Genomic DNA, 13,805 nt, shown 5'->3' with positions numbered 1-13,805 from the left:
CATTCAGCCCAGCATCCACCCAAACAACTTTCTTGCTTGGCTAGGTCACGCGGGCTGACGTGGCGGGGATGCTCAGCGAAGAGGGCGAACCGCTCACAAGCGGCGGCCCTGGCTTCACCAGAAAGTCGACCGCTCCGGCTTCATAGCCGCGGAACGCCCGCGCGGAATCCATGGCCTCCTGCCGGTACAGCGGCAGATGGTCCACGTTGGCGCCGACCTCCCTTGGGGAATTTCAGCTCGTCAAACGATAGTTTTCGGGTAGCAATCCTCAGGGGCGTCGTGACGCGCCCTGTCGTGAGCAGCGAGCGCATTGCGGCGCTCGCCTGCAATCGCAACACGCAATAAAAAGACCCGGCACTTCGCCGGGTCCGACACGCCATCGCCGTCGCGACAGACAGTGGCCCGCTCAGCGAACCTTCCCCGACTTCCACGCATTCAGCAGCGTGTCGTAGGCAATCGTTTCGCCCTTGGGTTTCTCATTGGCGAGCTTCTTCCACGGTGCGCTCTTGTCGGACAGCCACTTGCCCGGGTCTTCCTTCTTGTTGAGCTTGGGCGCGCAGCGGGCCATGCCGGCGCGCTCCAGGCGGCTCATGACCTGGTCCATCTCCTCGGCCAGGTTGTCCATGGCGGCCTGCGGGGTCTTCTCACCCGTCACGGCGACGGCGACGTTCTTCCACCAGAGCTGCGCGAGCTTGGGGTAGTCGGGCACGTTGGTGCCGGTCGGTGTCCATGCGACGCGGGCCGGGCTGCGATAGAACTCCACCAGGCCGCCGAGCTTCGGAGCCAGGTCGGTCATCGCGCTGCTGCGGATGTCGGACTCGCGAATGGGCGTCAGGCCCACGATGGTCTTCTTCAGCGAAACGGTCTTGGCGGTCACGAACTGCGCGTACAGCCAGGCGGCGGCGGTCTTGTTGGCGTCGTGCGCCTCGAAGAAGGTCCATGAGCCCACGTCCTGGTAGCCGTTCTGCATGCCCTGCTTCCAGTACGGGCCGTTCGGGCCCGGGGCCATGCGCCACTTCGGCGTGCCGTCGGCGTTGACCACGGGCAGGCCGGGCTTGGTCATGTCGGCGGTGAAGGCGGTGTACCAGAAGATCTGCTGGGCGATCTGGCCCTGGGCCGGCACGGGGCCGGCCTCGCCGAAGGTCATGCCGGTGGCTTCCTTCGGGGCGTACTTCTTCATCCAGTCGACGTACTTGGTGAGTGCGTAGACGGCCGCGGGCGAATTGGTGGCGCCGCCGCGCGACACGCTGGCGCCGAGCGGCGTGCAGCCGTCGGGTGAGGCGCGGATGCCCCACTCGTCGACCGGCTTGCCGTTGGGGATGCCGATGTCGGCGGTGCCGGCCATCGACAGCCACGCATCGGTGAAGCGCCAGCCGAGCGACGGGTCCTTCTTGCCGTAGTCCATGTGGCCGTAGATGGGCTTGCCGTCGATGGTCTTCACGTCGTTGGAGAAGAAGTCGGCGATGTCCTCGTAGGCGCTCCAGTTCAGCGGCACGCCCAGCTCGTAGCCGTACTTGGCCTTGAACTTCTGCTTCAGGTCCGGCTTGGCGAACAGGTCGGCGCGGAACCAGTACAGGTTGGCGAACTGCTGGTCGGGCAGCTGGTAGAGCTTCTTGTCGGGGCCGGTGGTGAAGCTGGTGCCGATGAAGTCGGCCAGGTCCAGCCCCGGGTTCGTCCACTCCTTGCCCTTGCCGGCCATGTAGTCGGTCAGGCTCATGATCTTGCCGTACCGGTAGTGGGTGCCGATCAGGTCGGAGTCGGAGATCCAGCCGTCGTAGATTGACTTGCCCGACTGCATGGAGGTCTGCAGCTTCTCGACGACGTCGCCCTCCTGGATCAGGTCGTGCTTGACCTTGATGCCGGTGATCTCCTCGAAGGCCTTCGCGAGCGTCTTGGATTCGTACTCGTGCGTGGTGATGGTTTCGGACACCACTGAGATCTCCTTCACGCCTTTGGCCTGCAGCTTCTTGGCAGCGTCGATGAACCACTTCATCTCACCAGCCTGCTGCTGCTTGCTCAGCGTGGAGGGCTGGAACTCGCTGTCGATCCACTTCTTGGCTTCGGCCTCGCCGGCCCATGCGCCCTGACCCACAGCCAGAGCAGCAGCGGCAAAGGCCACGGCATTCAAGCGCAATTTCATGTCTGTCTCCTGAGATGGCTTCCCATTGCTTGCACTGGCACGCCGGTCGGGAAGAGATGGCCGGCCGCCTTCTTGAAAAAACTGCGTCGCTTCAGAGGGTGAGAGGGCATCCGGCGTGGCCGAGATGGCTTCCCAAAGCGCCCTGGTCTAGGCGCAAAGCACAGCCGTAGCTCGGGCTACGGCGAGCATTTGCAACGACGAGCAGGGTGGTTTGGGGAGTCAAAGCGGGCATGCTGGATGTCCTCTCACCCTCTTAGCCCTTGCGCATGATCAGCGCGAGCAGCGCCATGGAGATCACGAAGCTGATCCAGATGGACGGCTCATCCACGAGGCCGAACCACGTGACCATCTTCTCGCTCAAGGCCACGAAGGCCAGGTTGACCCAGGCCGCCGCCAGCAGGCCGATGAACAGGCGGTCCCCGCGGGTCGTCTCCAGCGGCAGCCAGCCGCGGCGGCTGGTGGTGGGCGACTTCAGCTCCCAGACCGTCATGCCGATCAGCATCAGCACGATGCTGCAGAAGAACACCGCCACCGGCAGCGTCCAGGCCATCCACTCGAACATGCTTGTCTCCTTTCGGTCGATCGCCGGGCGCTAGACGCGGCCCATCGCGAAACCCTTGGCGATGTAGTGCCGCACGAACCAGATGACGATCGCGCCGGGCACGATGGTCAGCACGCCGGCGGCGGCGAGCACGCCCCAGTCCATGCCGGAGGCACTGACCGTGCGCGTCATCGTCGCCACGATGGGCTTGGCGTTCACGCTCGTGAGCGTGCGCGCCATCAGCAGTTCCACCCAGCTGAACATGAAGCAGAAGAACGCCGCCACGCCCACGCCGGCCTTGATGAGCGGGACGAAGATGGTCAGGAAGAAGCGCGGGAAGGAGTAGCCGTCGATGTAGGCCGTCTCGTCGATCTCGCGCGGGATGCCGCTCATGAAGCCTTCCAGGATCCAGACCGCCAGCGGCACGTTGAACAGCAGGTGCGCGAGCGCCACGGCGATGTGCGTATCCATCATCCCCAGCGTGGTGTAGAGCTGGAAGAAGGGCAGCAGGAAGACGGCCGGCGGCGTCATCCGGTTGGTCAAAAGCCAGAAGAAAACGTGCTTGTCACCGAGGAAGCTGTAGCGGCTGAACGCGTAGGCCGCCGGCAGGGCCACCAGCAGCGAGATCACCGTGTTGATGGCCACGTAGATCAGCGAGTTGATGTAGCCGGAGTACCAGCTCTCGTCGGTGAAGATGGTCTTGTAGTGTTCCCAGGTGAAGTGCTGCGGCCAGAGGCTGAAGCTGGACAGGATCTCCGTGTTCGTCTTGAACGACATGTTGACCATCCAGTACACCGGCAGGATGGCAAACAGCAGGTAGGCGATCAGGAAGATCGTGCGCTTCTTGAAGCGGCGCTCATCCATGGGCCACCTCCTTCGACTGCGTGCCCACGCGCTGCATCCAGTTGTAGAGGATGAAGCACAGCAGCAGGATGATGAGGAAGTAGATCAACGAGAAGGCTGCGGCGGGGCCGAGGTCGAACTGGCCCACGGCCTTCTGCGTCAGGTACTGCGACAGGAAGGTCGTCGCGTTGCCCGGGCCACCGCCGGTCAGCACGAAGGGCTCGGTGTAGATCATGAAGCTGTCCATGAAGCGCAGCAGCACGGCGATCATCAGCACGCCGCGCAGCTTGGGCAGCTGGATGAAGCGGAAGACGGACAGCTTGCTGGCGCCGTCGATGCGCGCAGCCTGGTAGTAGGCGTCGGGGATGGCGCGCAGGCCGGCGAAGCACAGCAAGGCGACCAGCGGCGTCCAGTGCCACACGTCCATCACGAGCACCGTCAGCCAGGCGTCGGTCGCATGGCCGGTGTAGCTGTAGTCCACGCCCAGCCAGGCGAGCGCGGCGCCCATCAGGCCGATGTCGGTGCGGCCATAGATCTGCCAGATGGTGCCGACCACGTTCCACGGGATGAGCAGCGAGATGGCCACGAGCACCAGCACCGCGGAAGACTTCCACCCCTGGGCCGGCATCGAGAGCGCGAGGCAGATGCCCAGCGGAATCTCAACCAGCAGCACCGAAAGCGAGAACCCCACCTGGCGCAGCAGTGCGCCCTGCAAGTCCTCGTCGCGCATCACCGCCTTGAACCACTCGGTGCCGACGAACACGCGGCGCTCGGGGGAGATGATGTCCTGCACCGAGTAGTTCACGACCGTCATCAGCGGCAGGATGGCGGAGAACGCCACGCACAGGATGACCGGCAGGATCAGCAGCCATGCCTTCTGATTGACCGGCTTCATGCCATCAGCTCCTCGTTCCTGTAGTAGCAGGTGTGGCCGCCCTTCACGCTGAACCACGCGGTCTCGCCGACGGCGGCCGGCGTGGTGTCAGGGCTCAGGCGCGCGCGGATCACGCTGTCGCCGGCCTTGGCGGTGACGAGCCAGTAGGTGCCCACGTCCTGTCGCTGCGTGACGACGGCCTGCAATGCGCCGGCCGCATCAGGTGCTGCCAGCGTCACGTACTCGGGCCGCACGCCCAGCGTCGTCGCGCCGGCGGGGGCGCCGGGCAGCACGTCGGCGGGCAGGAAATTCATCCCCGGCGAGCCGATGAAATGCCCGACGAAGGTGTGCTGCGGGCGCTCGAAGAGCTCGCCGGCCGTGCCGATCTGCACCGCGCGGCCGCGCGTCATCACCACCACTTCTTCTGCAAAGGTCAGGGCTTCGACCTGGTCGTGGGTGACGTAGATCAGCGTTAGCTTGAGCTCCTTGTGGATCTGCTTGAGCTTGCGGCGCAGCTGCCACTTGAGGTGCGGGTCGATGACCGTGAGCGGCTCGTCGAAGAGCACGGCGCTCACGTCCTCGCGCACCAGGCCGCGGCCAAGCGAGATCTTCTGCTTGGCGTCGGCCGCGAGGCCCGCGGCGCGGGTGTCGAGCTGGCCACTCAGCTCCAGCATCTCGGCGATGACGCCCACGCGCTGCTTGATCCTGTCGCGCGGCACGCCGCGGTTCTTCAGCGGGAAGGCCAGGTTCTCGGCCACCGTCATCGTGTCGTAGATGACGGGGAACTGGAACACCTGGGCGATGTTGCGCTGCTGGGGTGTCTGCCGCGTCACGTTGACGCCGTCGAATTGCACCGTGCCCTGCGACGGCGTGACGAGGCCGGAGATGATGTTGAGCAGCGTGGTCTTGCCGCAGCCCGACGGGCCGAGCAGCGCATACGCCCCGCCATCGCGGAAGACCATCTTGAGCGGCAGCAGCGCGTAGTCTTCATCCGCCTGCGGGTTGGGGCGGTAGGCGTGGGCCAGGTCGAGTTCGATGCGGGCCATCAGGTCAGCTCCTTGCTCGGCGCCACCAGCAGCTCGCCGTTGGCGTCGAACACGTACACCTGGCCAGGGCTCAGGTACAGCGTGAGGCTGGCGCCCAGATCGAAGAAGTGCACGCCGGTCAGTTGGGCAACCAGTTCTCCCACCGGGGTCTCCACGTGCACGAAGGTGTCGGAGCCCGAGATTTCCGCCAGCTCCACCGTGCCGGGAAGCGCCACGTCGCCCGGGCGGCTTTGCAGGTGCAGCGCGCTTGCGCGCACGCCGAGGGTCAGCGCGGCGCTGCGGGTGGCGGGCAGGGGAGTCGTGACCTGCACACCCGCCGGCAGGCTCACCCCCGACGGGGTGGCGTTGCCGGCGATGAGATTCATCGGCGGGTCGCTGAAGGCGCGCGCGACGCGGATCGACCGCGGCCTGTGGAACACCTCGGCCGTGGGGCCGTACTGGAGCACTTCGCCGGCGTCCATCACGGCGGTGTAGCCGCCCAGCAGCAAGGCCTCGGTGGGTTCGGTGGTGGCGTAGACCACCGTGGAGTCGCCCGCGGCGAAGAGCTGCGTGAGTTCGTCGCGCAGTTCCTCGCGCAGCTTGTAGTCCAGGTTCACCAGGGGCTCGTCGAGCAGCATCAAGGGCGCGGCCTTGGCAAGGGCGCGGGCCAGCGCCACACGCTGTTGCTGGCCGCCCGAAAGCTCCGCCGGCAGGCGCGAAAGGAAGGGCTCGATGTGCAGCTTGGCGGCCAGTTCCTGCACGCGGCCGGCGATGTTCCTCTCGCGGCGCAGCTTGAGCGGCGAGGCGATGTTGTCGTACACGCTCATCGACGGGTAGTTGATGAACTGCTGGTACACCATGGCGACGTTGCGCTCGCGCACCGGCATGCCGGTCACGTCCTGGCGGTCCACGTGGACCTGGCCGTGCGTGGGCTTGTCCAGCCCCGCCATCAAGCGCATCAGGGTCGTCTTGCCCGCTTGGGTGGCGCCCAGCAGCACCGTGACGGCGCCCGGCGCGAGCTTCAGGTCCAGTGGGTAGAGATGGGTCTCGGGGCCCACCACCTTGCCGACCCGCTCCAGCGTCAACTCCATGTCGTCGTCCTCACGCTGTCTCCAATGCTTGTCGTTGTCGTTTCACCCGGCCAGCGCGTCGCCCACCAGCGGGCGACGTCCCGGCGCTGTGCTTCGCTCATGTGCAGCCCGAGCTTGGTGCGGCGCCACAGCACGTCGTCGGGCGTGCGTGCCCATTCGTGGTCGTGCAGGTAGACGAGCTCGCCCTCGTGCAGGCCCGGTGCGATCTCTTCACCCAGGCCTTCGGCCCCAAGAACCCTGTCGATGCGAGCGCCATAGCAACGCGCCAGCCGATGGCGCAGTTTGACCGGCAGCGCCGGGTGCCGCTCCCCTAGCTTCTGTTCGAAACGGGCGAAGTCGACGTCGGGCCGGGTGGCCGGGCCGATCCAGGCGCTCAGGTCGCCACCGGGCAGCCAGGTGCCTGCGGTCCACGCGGCCGTCTTCAAGCCCAGGCCTTTGCAAAGCCCGTCCGCCGCGTCTTCGGCCAGCTTGCGGAAGGTCGTGATCTTGCCGCCCCACACGGTCAGCAAGGGCGCGCCGTCGGTGTCCAGCTCGAGCAGGTAGTCACGGGTCACGGCCGAGGGATCTTCGGCGTCGTCCTCGATCAGCGGGCGCACGCCGGAGTAGCTCCACACCACATCGCCCGGCGCCACCGGCTTGACCATGTAGCGGCTCGCCTGTTCGCAGAGGTAGCGGATCTCGTCGTCGTCGATCTTCGCGTCGCCGGCCGGGCCCTTGTGTTCGACGTCGGTGGTGCCGATGAGCGTGTAGTCGCCCTCGTAGGGAATGATGAAGATGACGCGCTTGTCGGCGCCCTGCAGCGCGTAGGCGTGGTCGTGGTCGAACAGCTTGGGCACGACGATGTGGCTGCCCTTGACCAGCCGCAGCGGCTTGATCTTCGACGCCTGAGCATGCGCGTGCTCCTTCAGGAACTGCGCCGCCCAGGGCCCCGCCGCGTTGACGAGGGCACGGGCGCGCACGAGGCGGACGGTGCCCGTGGCGTCCTGGAGGGTAGCCTGCCAATGGGTGCTGTCGCGCTGGGCGTCGATGCAGCGCCAACCGGTCAACACCTGGGCACCCCGCTCGGCGGCGTCCAGTGCGTTGAGCACCACGAGCCGGGCGTCGTCGGTCCAACCGTCGGAGTACAGGAAGGCACGGGAATAGCGCGGGTTCAACGGGGCGCCCAATGTGTGCCCGCGCAGGCGGATGGTGCGTGAGCCGGGCAGGAACTCGCGTCGCGCGAGGTGGTCGTAGAGGAACAGGCCGATGCGCATCATCCACACCGGGCGCATGCTTGGGTCGTGCGGCACCACCAGCCGCAGCGGACGCATGATGTGCGGGGCGCTGCGCAGCAGCACCTCGCGCTCGGCCAGCGCCTTGCGCACCAGCAGGAAGTCGTAGTACTCCAGGTACCGGATGCCGCCGTGGATCATCTTGGTGGATGCCGACGACGTATGGGCGGCCAGGTCGTCCTTCTCGCAAAGCACCACCGACAGGCCGCGCCCGGCCAGGTCGCGCGCGATGCCGGCGCCGTTGATGCCGCCGCCCACGATGAGCACGTCGCATGCTTGCGCTGCACTCGGGTGGGCGGGAGATGCGGCCGGCTGTGTCACGCCCGTCAGGGAGTCATTCAAGCTGTCTCCGATCTTCGTGAGTGGTCGCCGCGCAGTCGCGCCATGGATGTTCGCTTTTGTTCGTATGCGTTCGAAGTTTTTCTTTTTAAGTCACAAGCGAACGCTGCGCAAGAGCAAATCCACCCCTATGGAACATCTCCGCGCGCCTTTACGCTGGCCCCCCCAAGCTTGAACCCTGCCTTGCGCGCATGATCCCCAACCCACGACAAGCCCTGCTGATCCAGGAGGTGCGCAACCGCGGCGCGGTCTCCGTGGAGGCCTTGGCCGAACAGTTCGGCGTGACGCTGCAAACGGTGCGTCGCGACGTGAAGCAGCTCGCCGCTTCGGGCCTGCTCGCGCGCTTTCACGGCGGCGTGCGCATACCCACCTCGACGACCGAGAACATCGCGTACCGGCAGCGCCAGCAGCTCAACGAGCACAGCAAGCAGCGCATCGCGCGGGCCATCGCGGCGGTCGTGCCGCAAGACTGCTCGCTGATCATCAACATCGGCACGACAGCCGAGGCGGTTGCGCGCGAGCTGATGAACCACAAGGGCCTGCGGGTCATCACCAACAACCTCAATGTCGCCGCCATCCTGAGCGACAACCCCGCCTGCGAGGTCATCGTGGCGGGTGGCGTGGTGCGGTCCCGCGACCGGGGCATCGTCGGCGAAGCCACGGTGGACTTCATCAGCCAGTTCAAGGTGGACATCGGGCTGATCGGCATTTCCGGCATCGAGGACGACGGCACCTTGCGCGACTTCGACTATCGCGAGGTCAAGGTGGCGCGGGCGATCATCGAGCACTCGCGGCAGGTGTGGCTGGCGGCCGATCATTCGAAGTTCAACCGGCCGGCCATGGTCAAGCTGGCCAGGCTCGACGAGGTCGACATGCTGTTCACCGACCAGGTGCCGCCAGCGCCGTTTCCAGCCCTGCTAGCGGAAGCGGGGGTGCAGTGCGAGGTGGCGCCTTGAGATGGAGCTCAAAGGCAAACCAAATAGGCACGCAGGCACAGAGGCAAGGCATGAAGGCTGCTTCTCGGTGCCTCTGTGCCCCTGTGTCAGCGCCGCGAACTCCAAGGCGTCACAGAAACTCAGGTTTCATCTTGGACGCCTCGTCCGCGAGCTTGGTCAACCGGGTAGCCTGTCCCACGACGAAATCACGGAGTTGGCCTGCAAAGGCGCGCTCACTGTCGTCGATGTAGTCGTCCGCCAAGGCCTGTGCCGGCGCGTGTTCCACCGCCAGCTTGGCCAGCCGTGCCGCCTCGCGTTTCAGTAGCTTCCTGTCGACCCCGCATCGCTGCGCAAAGTCGGCCAGCTGAAACGCTCCTACCTCTTCCAGCGAGAAGGCATCGCCCCAGGCCATGGCCAACTGGTGGTCGATGCCTGCGTACTGAACCACACTGACCAGGTCATACCAGGGCGCCGGGTCCAGTCCCTCGCGTCGCACGAAGAACGAGAAGTTCTTGCCGTGCGCGTCGCAGTTGCCGATCAGGAATTGGAACAGGGCCCACCTCAGCAGGGTCATGCGTGCCACGGCCTTGTTGACGGTCTGCTCCACGCGTTCGAACAGCATTTCGAAACTCACGCCCTCCCGGATGTTGCGGACGTGCTCGCCGCTCCCCAGGTTCCGCTCGTACTTGAAGCTCTCGGGCAGGTCCGAGGCCTGGCAGGCGTCGATGATGTGCAGGCGCCGCACGGTGGGCTCGTTGGCGCCATGCGCGGCACCGTCTCCGGCGCCTTGCACGACAACCCGGTCGAAGCGGCGGACGACGAGTACCGGCCGTGGTGTCCGATAGATGCCGACCTCCGCGACGGGCAGCTTCATGCGCCGCGCCAATGACATGCAGAAGTGTTCGTTGACGACCAGATGCGGCGTCACCGCACGCGCGGGGTCGGGCTTGAGGATGTGAGTCGATGCCAACGGCGGCTCGACCAGGAACAGACGTCCTGCGTCGCTCAGCGGGCGGTCCAGGTAGACCATCAACTTGTCCTGCACGCCCGCGATGGACATGCGGACCTTGCCATCCCAGACGGCCAGCGGAATCTGGTCGCGCTCGGCAATTCGTTGGTCCAGTTCTTCGCGGGTCACCTCACGCGGCGGTTTGGCGGCGGCGGCCGGCGGCACGTCATCCGAGCGCCAGAATCGGAACGCCCCGGTGGTCTCGGTCCCAAGTGCGCTGATGAGGGCGTAGATGTTCGACTTGGAGACGCGGTAAGTCGTGGCCGCGATGTCGAGCGCGCGGCCTTCGGGCAACAGGTTCTCCACGAAGCGCTTCACGGCACCGACGGCATAGCCGTCGGCCGGGGGTTGGAAGGGCAGCGCAGGCGACAGGGGAAACGCTCCCGGCGCCGCGACCCAGTTCGCGTCGTAGTCCAGCGACCACCGGTCGTTCAGGGCCCCATAGCCCAGCGTCGCGACCTTCTGGCCGTCGGCCCAGAGGTTGAGCGCATGCGGGGCAACAGGGGCGTCGGCGGCCGAGTTCATGGCTGCTCCGGAGGCTCGACTCCGGGACGCGAGACGGACTGCATCGTTGGGTGGTCCTTGGGGCCGAGCACGAGGGCGAGCCCCAGGCTGTCCAACACCGCCAGCAGCTTGTCCAGTCGCACGGAGCCCTTGCCGTTCTCGAGGCGGGAGAGCAGGTCGACGGAGACGCCGCTCAAAGAGGCCGCATCGTCGATGCGCAGCGACTGTGCGCGGCGACGGGCTCGGATGGCCGGGCCGAGGGCGCCGGCATCCACGACGCGCAGGAGTTCGGGTGGCGGGGCGCTAGGGTTGGAAGTCATTTCGGAATTCCCGTGATGAGGCGCTCCGGACGATGCCGGAAGGACAAATTTCTTGAATTCCGAAATCATGCCACAGCTGTGGCTTTACAACTTCAAATTCATTAAATTCCGAAACTGTCTCGCTATCTTCGGTCCTGCCAGCTTGATGCCTTAAATTCCGAAACGAGTTTGCCCGCCATGCGACAGCACAAGGGCGAGCTCACCGCGCGCATCAAGTGGCCCAAGCCGGCCGGTCGTGGGTAGATGACCCCGCCCCGGTTTCGTCCTGCTGCGCCCGGCGTCAGGCCCCGCGCATTGCCCGCTTCGCCGACAGCGCCATGAAGACGGCGAACACGACGACGACGACCAGGCCGGCCGTCAGCGACGAATGCTCGGCGATCAGCCCGATCAGCGGCGGGCCGGCCATCATGCCGAGGTAGCCGACGCCAGACACGGCCGCGATGCCGTGGGCCGAAGACACGCCGGGCACTTGCGACGCCGCGCTGAAGATCACCGGTACGACGTTGGACAGGCCCAGCCCCACCAGCGCGAAACCGATCAGCGCCACGACGGGCGAAGGCACGGCCAACGCCAGCGCCATGCCGGCGGCGCCGAGTACGCCGCTGGCCCGCATCAGCTTCGTGCCCGACATGCGCGCTCGCACCCAGTCGCCGCCGAACCGGCCCACAGCCATCGCGCCGCTGAAGCTGGCGTAGGCGAGGGCCGCGGTGCTGGGCTCGCTGCCGCGCTCCTGCTTCATGAAGAGCACGCTCCAGTCGTACATCGCGCCCTCGGCGATCAAGCCCATGGACGCCAGCACGCCCAGCAGCAGCAGCGGGCCACGCGGAATGCTCAGCGGTCGCTTTTCGTCGACCGCACCGGGCTCGACGGGCAGCATCGCGCGGCTGGCCACCAGCGCGCAGACGGCACCCAGGCCGGTGGCCACGAAGAGATGGCCCTGCGGCGTGAGGCCCAGCGCCGGCGCGACGCTGCCCAGGCCCGCGCCTGCCATGCCGCCGAGGCTGAACATGCCGTGGAAGCCGCTCATCAGCGGCCGCTTGGACAGGCGCTCGATCTCGGTCGCCTCGACGTTGACCGACACATCGAGCAGACTGCCCGTGATGCCGAAGCCGAGCATGACGACCAGCAGCGCCGCATAGGACGAGAACGCCAGCAGGCAGGCGACGCTGGCGCAACACAGCACGCCCATGGTGGCGGCCACGGCGCTGGGGCCGAAGCGGCCGACGATGCGGCCCGCCTGGGCCAGGGCCAGCAGCGCGCCGACGCCGCCGGCCAGCATGGCCAGTGCCAGGGTTTGCTCGCCCAGCCCGTAATGGGCCTTGACGGTGGGCACATGCACGCCCCACGTGGCGAACATCACGCCCAGCACGAAGAACTGCGTGCGCAGGGCCCACGAGGCGCCGGTCAGGGAGACCGTCACTTGGCCGAGGCAGTCACGCGGCTGAAGAAGTCGTAGACGCCCTGGTCGCCCATCTTGCGGGCGTCGGCCAGCTCGCCGCCTTCGGTGGCGTAGATCAGCTTGCCTTGCGGCGACAGCACGGCGACGGCGGGGATGCCTTTCTTCAGTGGCACGCGGTAGCTCTCGGCAATGTCGACATTGCGGTCGAAGCGGCCGACGTCGACCTTGACGACCTTGAAGCTCTTGGCGATCAGCGGCGCGCTCGGGCCGTGCTTGAAGCTGTTGTCCAGCATGCGGCAGTCGCCGCACCAGTTGGCGCCGAAGACGACCAGCACGGGCAGCTTGGCCTTCTCGGCTTCCGCCAAGGTGGCGCGGATCGCAGCCTTGGCGTCGACGCCTTCGTCGTAGATGGCCGGCGGGCCGCCGGCGGTGGCGCAAAGGCTGGTGGCAAGGAGGAGGGCGGCAGTCAGGAAACGCATGGCGGCGAGGGCGGCATTGGTTGTGCGGCGCAGTATGGGTCAGAAAATTGGAAGCGATTCCAGCAGGGTCTAGCGTGAGGCCTGCTCGAAGAAGCGCCAGATCACGTCGTTGGCGTCCAGCGCCTGCGAGGCCGCCCCTTTGCCGCGGCGCACGCTGGGCGCGCCAGGCCAGGAATGGCCGCCGGTCTCGGTGACGCAGAGCTGCACGCTGACGCCGCCGCTGCAGCCGCTGTAGGTCTCGCAGGTGGCGCCGGGCTTGTCGAGCACGCGCTGCGGCGGCACCGCGCAGTGGTCGCGCTGCACCCAGCGCGAGATCGTCTCGGGCACGGAGATGAAGCTCATGACCTTGCTCTCGTCGCGGAAGGCGCCTTGGCCGGCGCCGCCGTTGAAGAGCACATGGTCATCATCCTTGGCGTGGATGTGCAGCACGGCGATGGGCTTGCTCGGCGCGCAGCTGGCGGTGGCATCGGTGCCGGCGACCGAAGCGACGGCGCGGAACACATCGGCGGCCTCGCAGGCCAGGCGGTGGCTGAGCATGCCGCCGTTGGACATGCCGGTGGCGAAGACGCGGCTGGCGTCGATGCTGTATTTGTCCTTGATCGCCATGACGGTGGCGCGGACGAAGGCGACGTCGTCCACATTGCGGTCGCGCGCGTCGCCGCAGCAGCCGCCGGCGTTCCAGGTGGCGAACTTCCCACCCGGCAGCTTGCTGTAGCCATTGGGGAAGGCGACGACGAAGCCGGCCTGGTCGGCCTTCTTCTGCAAGCCGTATTTCTCGTCGTCGGCCATGTACCCGGCATGGCCGCCGCCGCCGTGGAAGGCCAGCACCAGCGGCGCGGGGCGGCTGGCGTCATAACCCGTCGGCAGATGGACCAGCACCTTGCGGCCCTGCACCTGCAGCTCCTGCAGGCCGCCGCCCTTGTCGGCGCGGCGCTCCTCAATGCGGGCCTTGATGCGTTCTCGCAGCGTCCCTTGGGCCTGCGCCGTTGGCAGCAGCGCCAGCAGGACAAGGGCAAGCGCCAGCCCGCGCATGGG

General features: G+C 66.8%; 13 protein-coding genes. 1 reads left to right on the top strand and 12 read right to left on the bottom strand.

Annotated elements, in window-relative coordinates:
- Window positions 1-406: 406 nt before the first annotated feature.
- The 7 genes from AC1DW0_RS22040 to glpD all read right to left on the bottom strand — a co-directional run bounded on the left by AC1DW0_RS22040 (window position 407) and on the right by glpD (window position 8,127).
- Complete coding sequence (locus tag AC1DW0_RS22040; RefSeq protein ID WP_056205625.1) at window positions 407-2,140, bottom strand: ABC transporter substrate-binding protein; 1,734 nt, start codon at window positions 2,138-2,140, stop codon at window positions 407-409.
- 253 nt (window positions 2,141-2,393) lie between these two features.
- Window positions 2,394-2,702: a DUF2160 domain-containing protein gene (locus tag AC1DW0_RS22035; protein WP_056205623.1), complete on the bottom strand. Its 309-nt coding sequence runs from the start codon at window positions 2,700-2,702 to the stop codon at window positions 2,394-2,396.
- Between the two features lie 30 nt (window positions 2,703-2,732).
- Window positions 2,733-3,545, bottom strand: coding sequence for a carbohydrate ABC transporter permease (locus tag AC1DW0_RS22030; RefSeq protein WP_056205621.1), 813 nt, complete (start codon window positions 3,543-3,545; stop codon window positions 2,733-2,735).
- Entirely contained in the window at window positions 3,538-4,419 is an 882-nt protein-coding gene (locus AC1DW0_RS22025) for a carbohydrate ABC transporter permease (RefSeq protein WP_477948021.1), read from the bottom strand. The genes AC1DW0_RS22030 and AC1DW0_RS22025 overlap by 8 nt, the downstream gene beginning before the upstream one ends.
- Window positions 4,416-5,444 (bottom strand): ABC transporter ATP-binding protein, encoded by a 1,029-nt coding sequence (locus AC1DW0_RS22020; protein ID WP_477948019.1) that lies wholly within the window; start codon window positions 5,442-5,444, stop codon window positions 4,416-4,418. The genes AC1DW0_RS22025 and AC1DW0_RS22020 overlap by 4 nt, the downstream gene beginning before the upstream one ends.
- Window positions 5,444-6,514, bottom strand: a complete 1,071-nt coding sequence (locus AC1DW0_RS22015) for an ABC transporter ATP-binding protein (RefSeq protein WP_477948017.1) — start codon at window positions 6,512-6,514, stop codon at window positions 5,444-5,446. The genes AC1DW0_RS22020 and AC1DW0_RS22015 overlap by 1 nt, the downstream gene beginning before the upstream one ends.
- Window positions 6,505-8,127: a glycerol-3-phosphate dehydrogenase gene (gene glpD / locus AC1DW0_RS22010; RefSeq protein ID WP_477948015.1), complete on the bottom strand. Its 1,623-nt coding sequence runs from the start codon at window positions 8,125-8,127 to the stop codon at window positions 6,505-6,507. The genes AC1DW0_RS22015 and glpD overlap by 10 nt, the downstream gene beginning before the upstream one ends.
- A 188-nt stretch (window positions 8,128-8,315) precedes the next feature.
- Between glpD and AC1DW0_RS22005 the strand changes: the two genes are divergently transcribed.
- Complete coding sequence (locus AC1DW0_RS22005) at window positions 8,316-9,080, top strand: DeoR/GlpR family DNA-binding transcription regulator (protein WP_477948013.1); 765 nt, start codon at window positions 8,316-8,318, stop codon at window positions 9,078-9,080.
- A gap of 109 nt (window positions 9,081-9,189) precedes the next feature.
- On the opposite strand, the gene AC1DW0_RS22000 is transcribed toward AC1DW0_RS22005, so the two are convergent.
- The 5 genes from AC1DW0_RS22000 to AC1DW0_RS21980 all read right to left on the bottom strand — a co-directional run bounded on the left by AC1DW0_RS22000 (window position 9,190) and on the right by AC1DW0_RS21980 (window position 13,802).
- Window positions 9,190-10,593: a HipA domain-containing protein gene (locus tag AC1DW0_RS22000; protein ID WP_477948011.1), complete on the bottom strand. Its 1,404-nt coding sequence runs from the start codon at window positions 10,591-10,593 to the stop codon at window positions 9,190-9,192.
- A complete protein-coding gene (locus tag AC1DW0_RS21995; protein ID WP_457322519.1) occupies window positions 10,590-10,892 on the bottom strand; it encodes a helix-turn-helix domain-containing protein in 303 nt (100 codons plus the stop codon). The genes AC1DW0_RS22000 and AC1DW0_RS21995 overlap by 4 nt, the downstream gene beginning before the upstream one ends.
- A 280-nt stretch (window positions 10,893-11,172) precedes the next feature.
- Window positions 11,173-12,312: an MFS transporter gene (locus AC1DW0_RS21990; RefSeq protein WP_477948009.1), complete on the bottom strand. Its 1,140-nt coding sequence runs from the start codon at window positions 12,310-12,312 to the stop codon at window positions 11,173-11,175.
- Window positions 12,309-12,770: a thioredoxin family protein gene (locus AC1DW0_RS21985; RefSeq protein WP_477948007.1), complete on the bottom strand. Its 462-nt coding sequence runs from the start codon at window positions 12,768-12,770 to the stop codon at window positions 12,309-12,311. Before AC1DW0_RS21985 ends, AC1DW0_RS21990 begins: the two co-directional genes overlap by 4 nt.
- 69 nt (window positions 12,771-12,839) lie before the next feature.
- Window positions 12,840-13,802 carry an extracellular catalytic domain type 1 short-chain-length polyhydroxyalkanoate depolymerase gene (locus AC1DW0_RS21980; protein WP_477948005.1) on the bottom strand — a complete coding sequence of 321 codons (963 nt, stop codon included), beginning with the start codon at window positions 13,800-13,802 and terminating at the stop codon, window positions 12,840-12,842.
- Between the last annotated feature and the right edge of the window lie 3 nt (window positions 13,803-13,805).

This window comes from Roseateles sp. P4_D2 (genome assembly GCF_056401875.1).
The sequence above is the reverse complement of the archived record's forward strand: the minus strand, read 5'-3'. Positions and strand labels throughout refer to the sequence as shown.

Excerpts from the sequence above, each read along its gene's own strand:
- AC1DW0_RS21985 (WP_477948007.1), bottom strand. The coding sequence starts at position 12,770 with ATGCGTTTCCTGACTGCCGCCCTCCTCCTTGCCACCAGCCTTTGCGCC.
- AC1DW0_RS22000 (WP_477948011.1), bottom strand. The coding sequence starts at position 10,593 with ATGAACTCGGCCGCCGACGCCCCTGTTGCCCCGCATGCGCTCAACCTC.
- AC1DW0_RS22040 (WP_056205625.1), bottom strand. The coding sequence starts at position 2,140 with ATGAAATTGCGCTTGAATGCCGTGGCCTTTGCCGCTGCTGCTCTGGCT.
- AC1DW0_RS22035 (WP_056205623.1), bottom strand. The coding sequence starts at position 2,702 with ATGTTCGAGTGGATGGCCTGGACGCTGCCGGTGGCGGTGTTCTTCTGC.
- AC1DW0_RS21980 (WP_477948005.1), bottom strand. The coding sequence starts at position 13,802 with ATGCGCGGGCTGGCGCTTGCCCTTGTCCTGCTGGCGCTGCTGCCAACG.
- AC1DW0_RS22020 (WP_477948019.1), bottom strand. The coding sequence starts at position 5,444 with ATGGCCCGCATCGAACTCGACCTGGCCCACGCCTACCGCCCCAACCCG.
- AC1DW0_RS22025 (WP_477948021.1), bottom strand. The coding sequence starts at position 4,419 with ATGAAGCCGGTCAATCAGAAGGCATGGCTGCTGATCCTGCCGGTCATC.
- AC1DW0_RS21995 (WP_457322519.1), bottom strand. The coding sequence starts at position 10,892 with ATGACTTCCAACCCTAGCGCCCCGCCACCCGAACTCCTGCGCGTCGTG.
- AC1DW0_RS22030 (WP_056205621.1), bottom strand. The coding sequence starts at position 3,545 with ATGGATGAGCGCCGCTTCAAGAAGCGCACGATCTTCCTGATCGCCTAC.
- AC1DW0_RS22005 (WP_477948013.1), top strand. The coding sequence starts at position 8,316 with ATGATCCCCAACCCACGACAAGCCCTGCTGATCCAGGAGGTGCGCAAC.
- AC1DW0_RS22015 (WP_477948017.1), bottom strand. The coding sequence starts at position 6,514 with ATGGAGTTGACGCTGGAGCGGGTCGGCAAGGTGGTGGGCCCCGAGACC.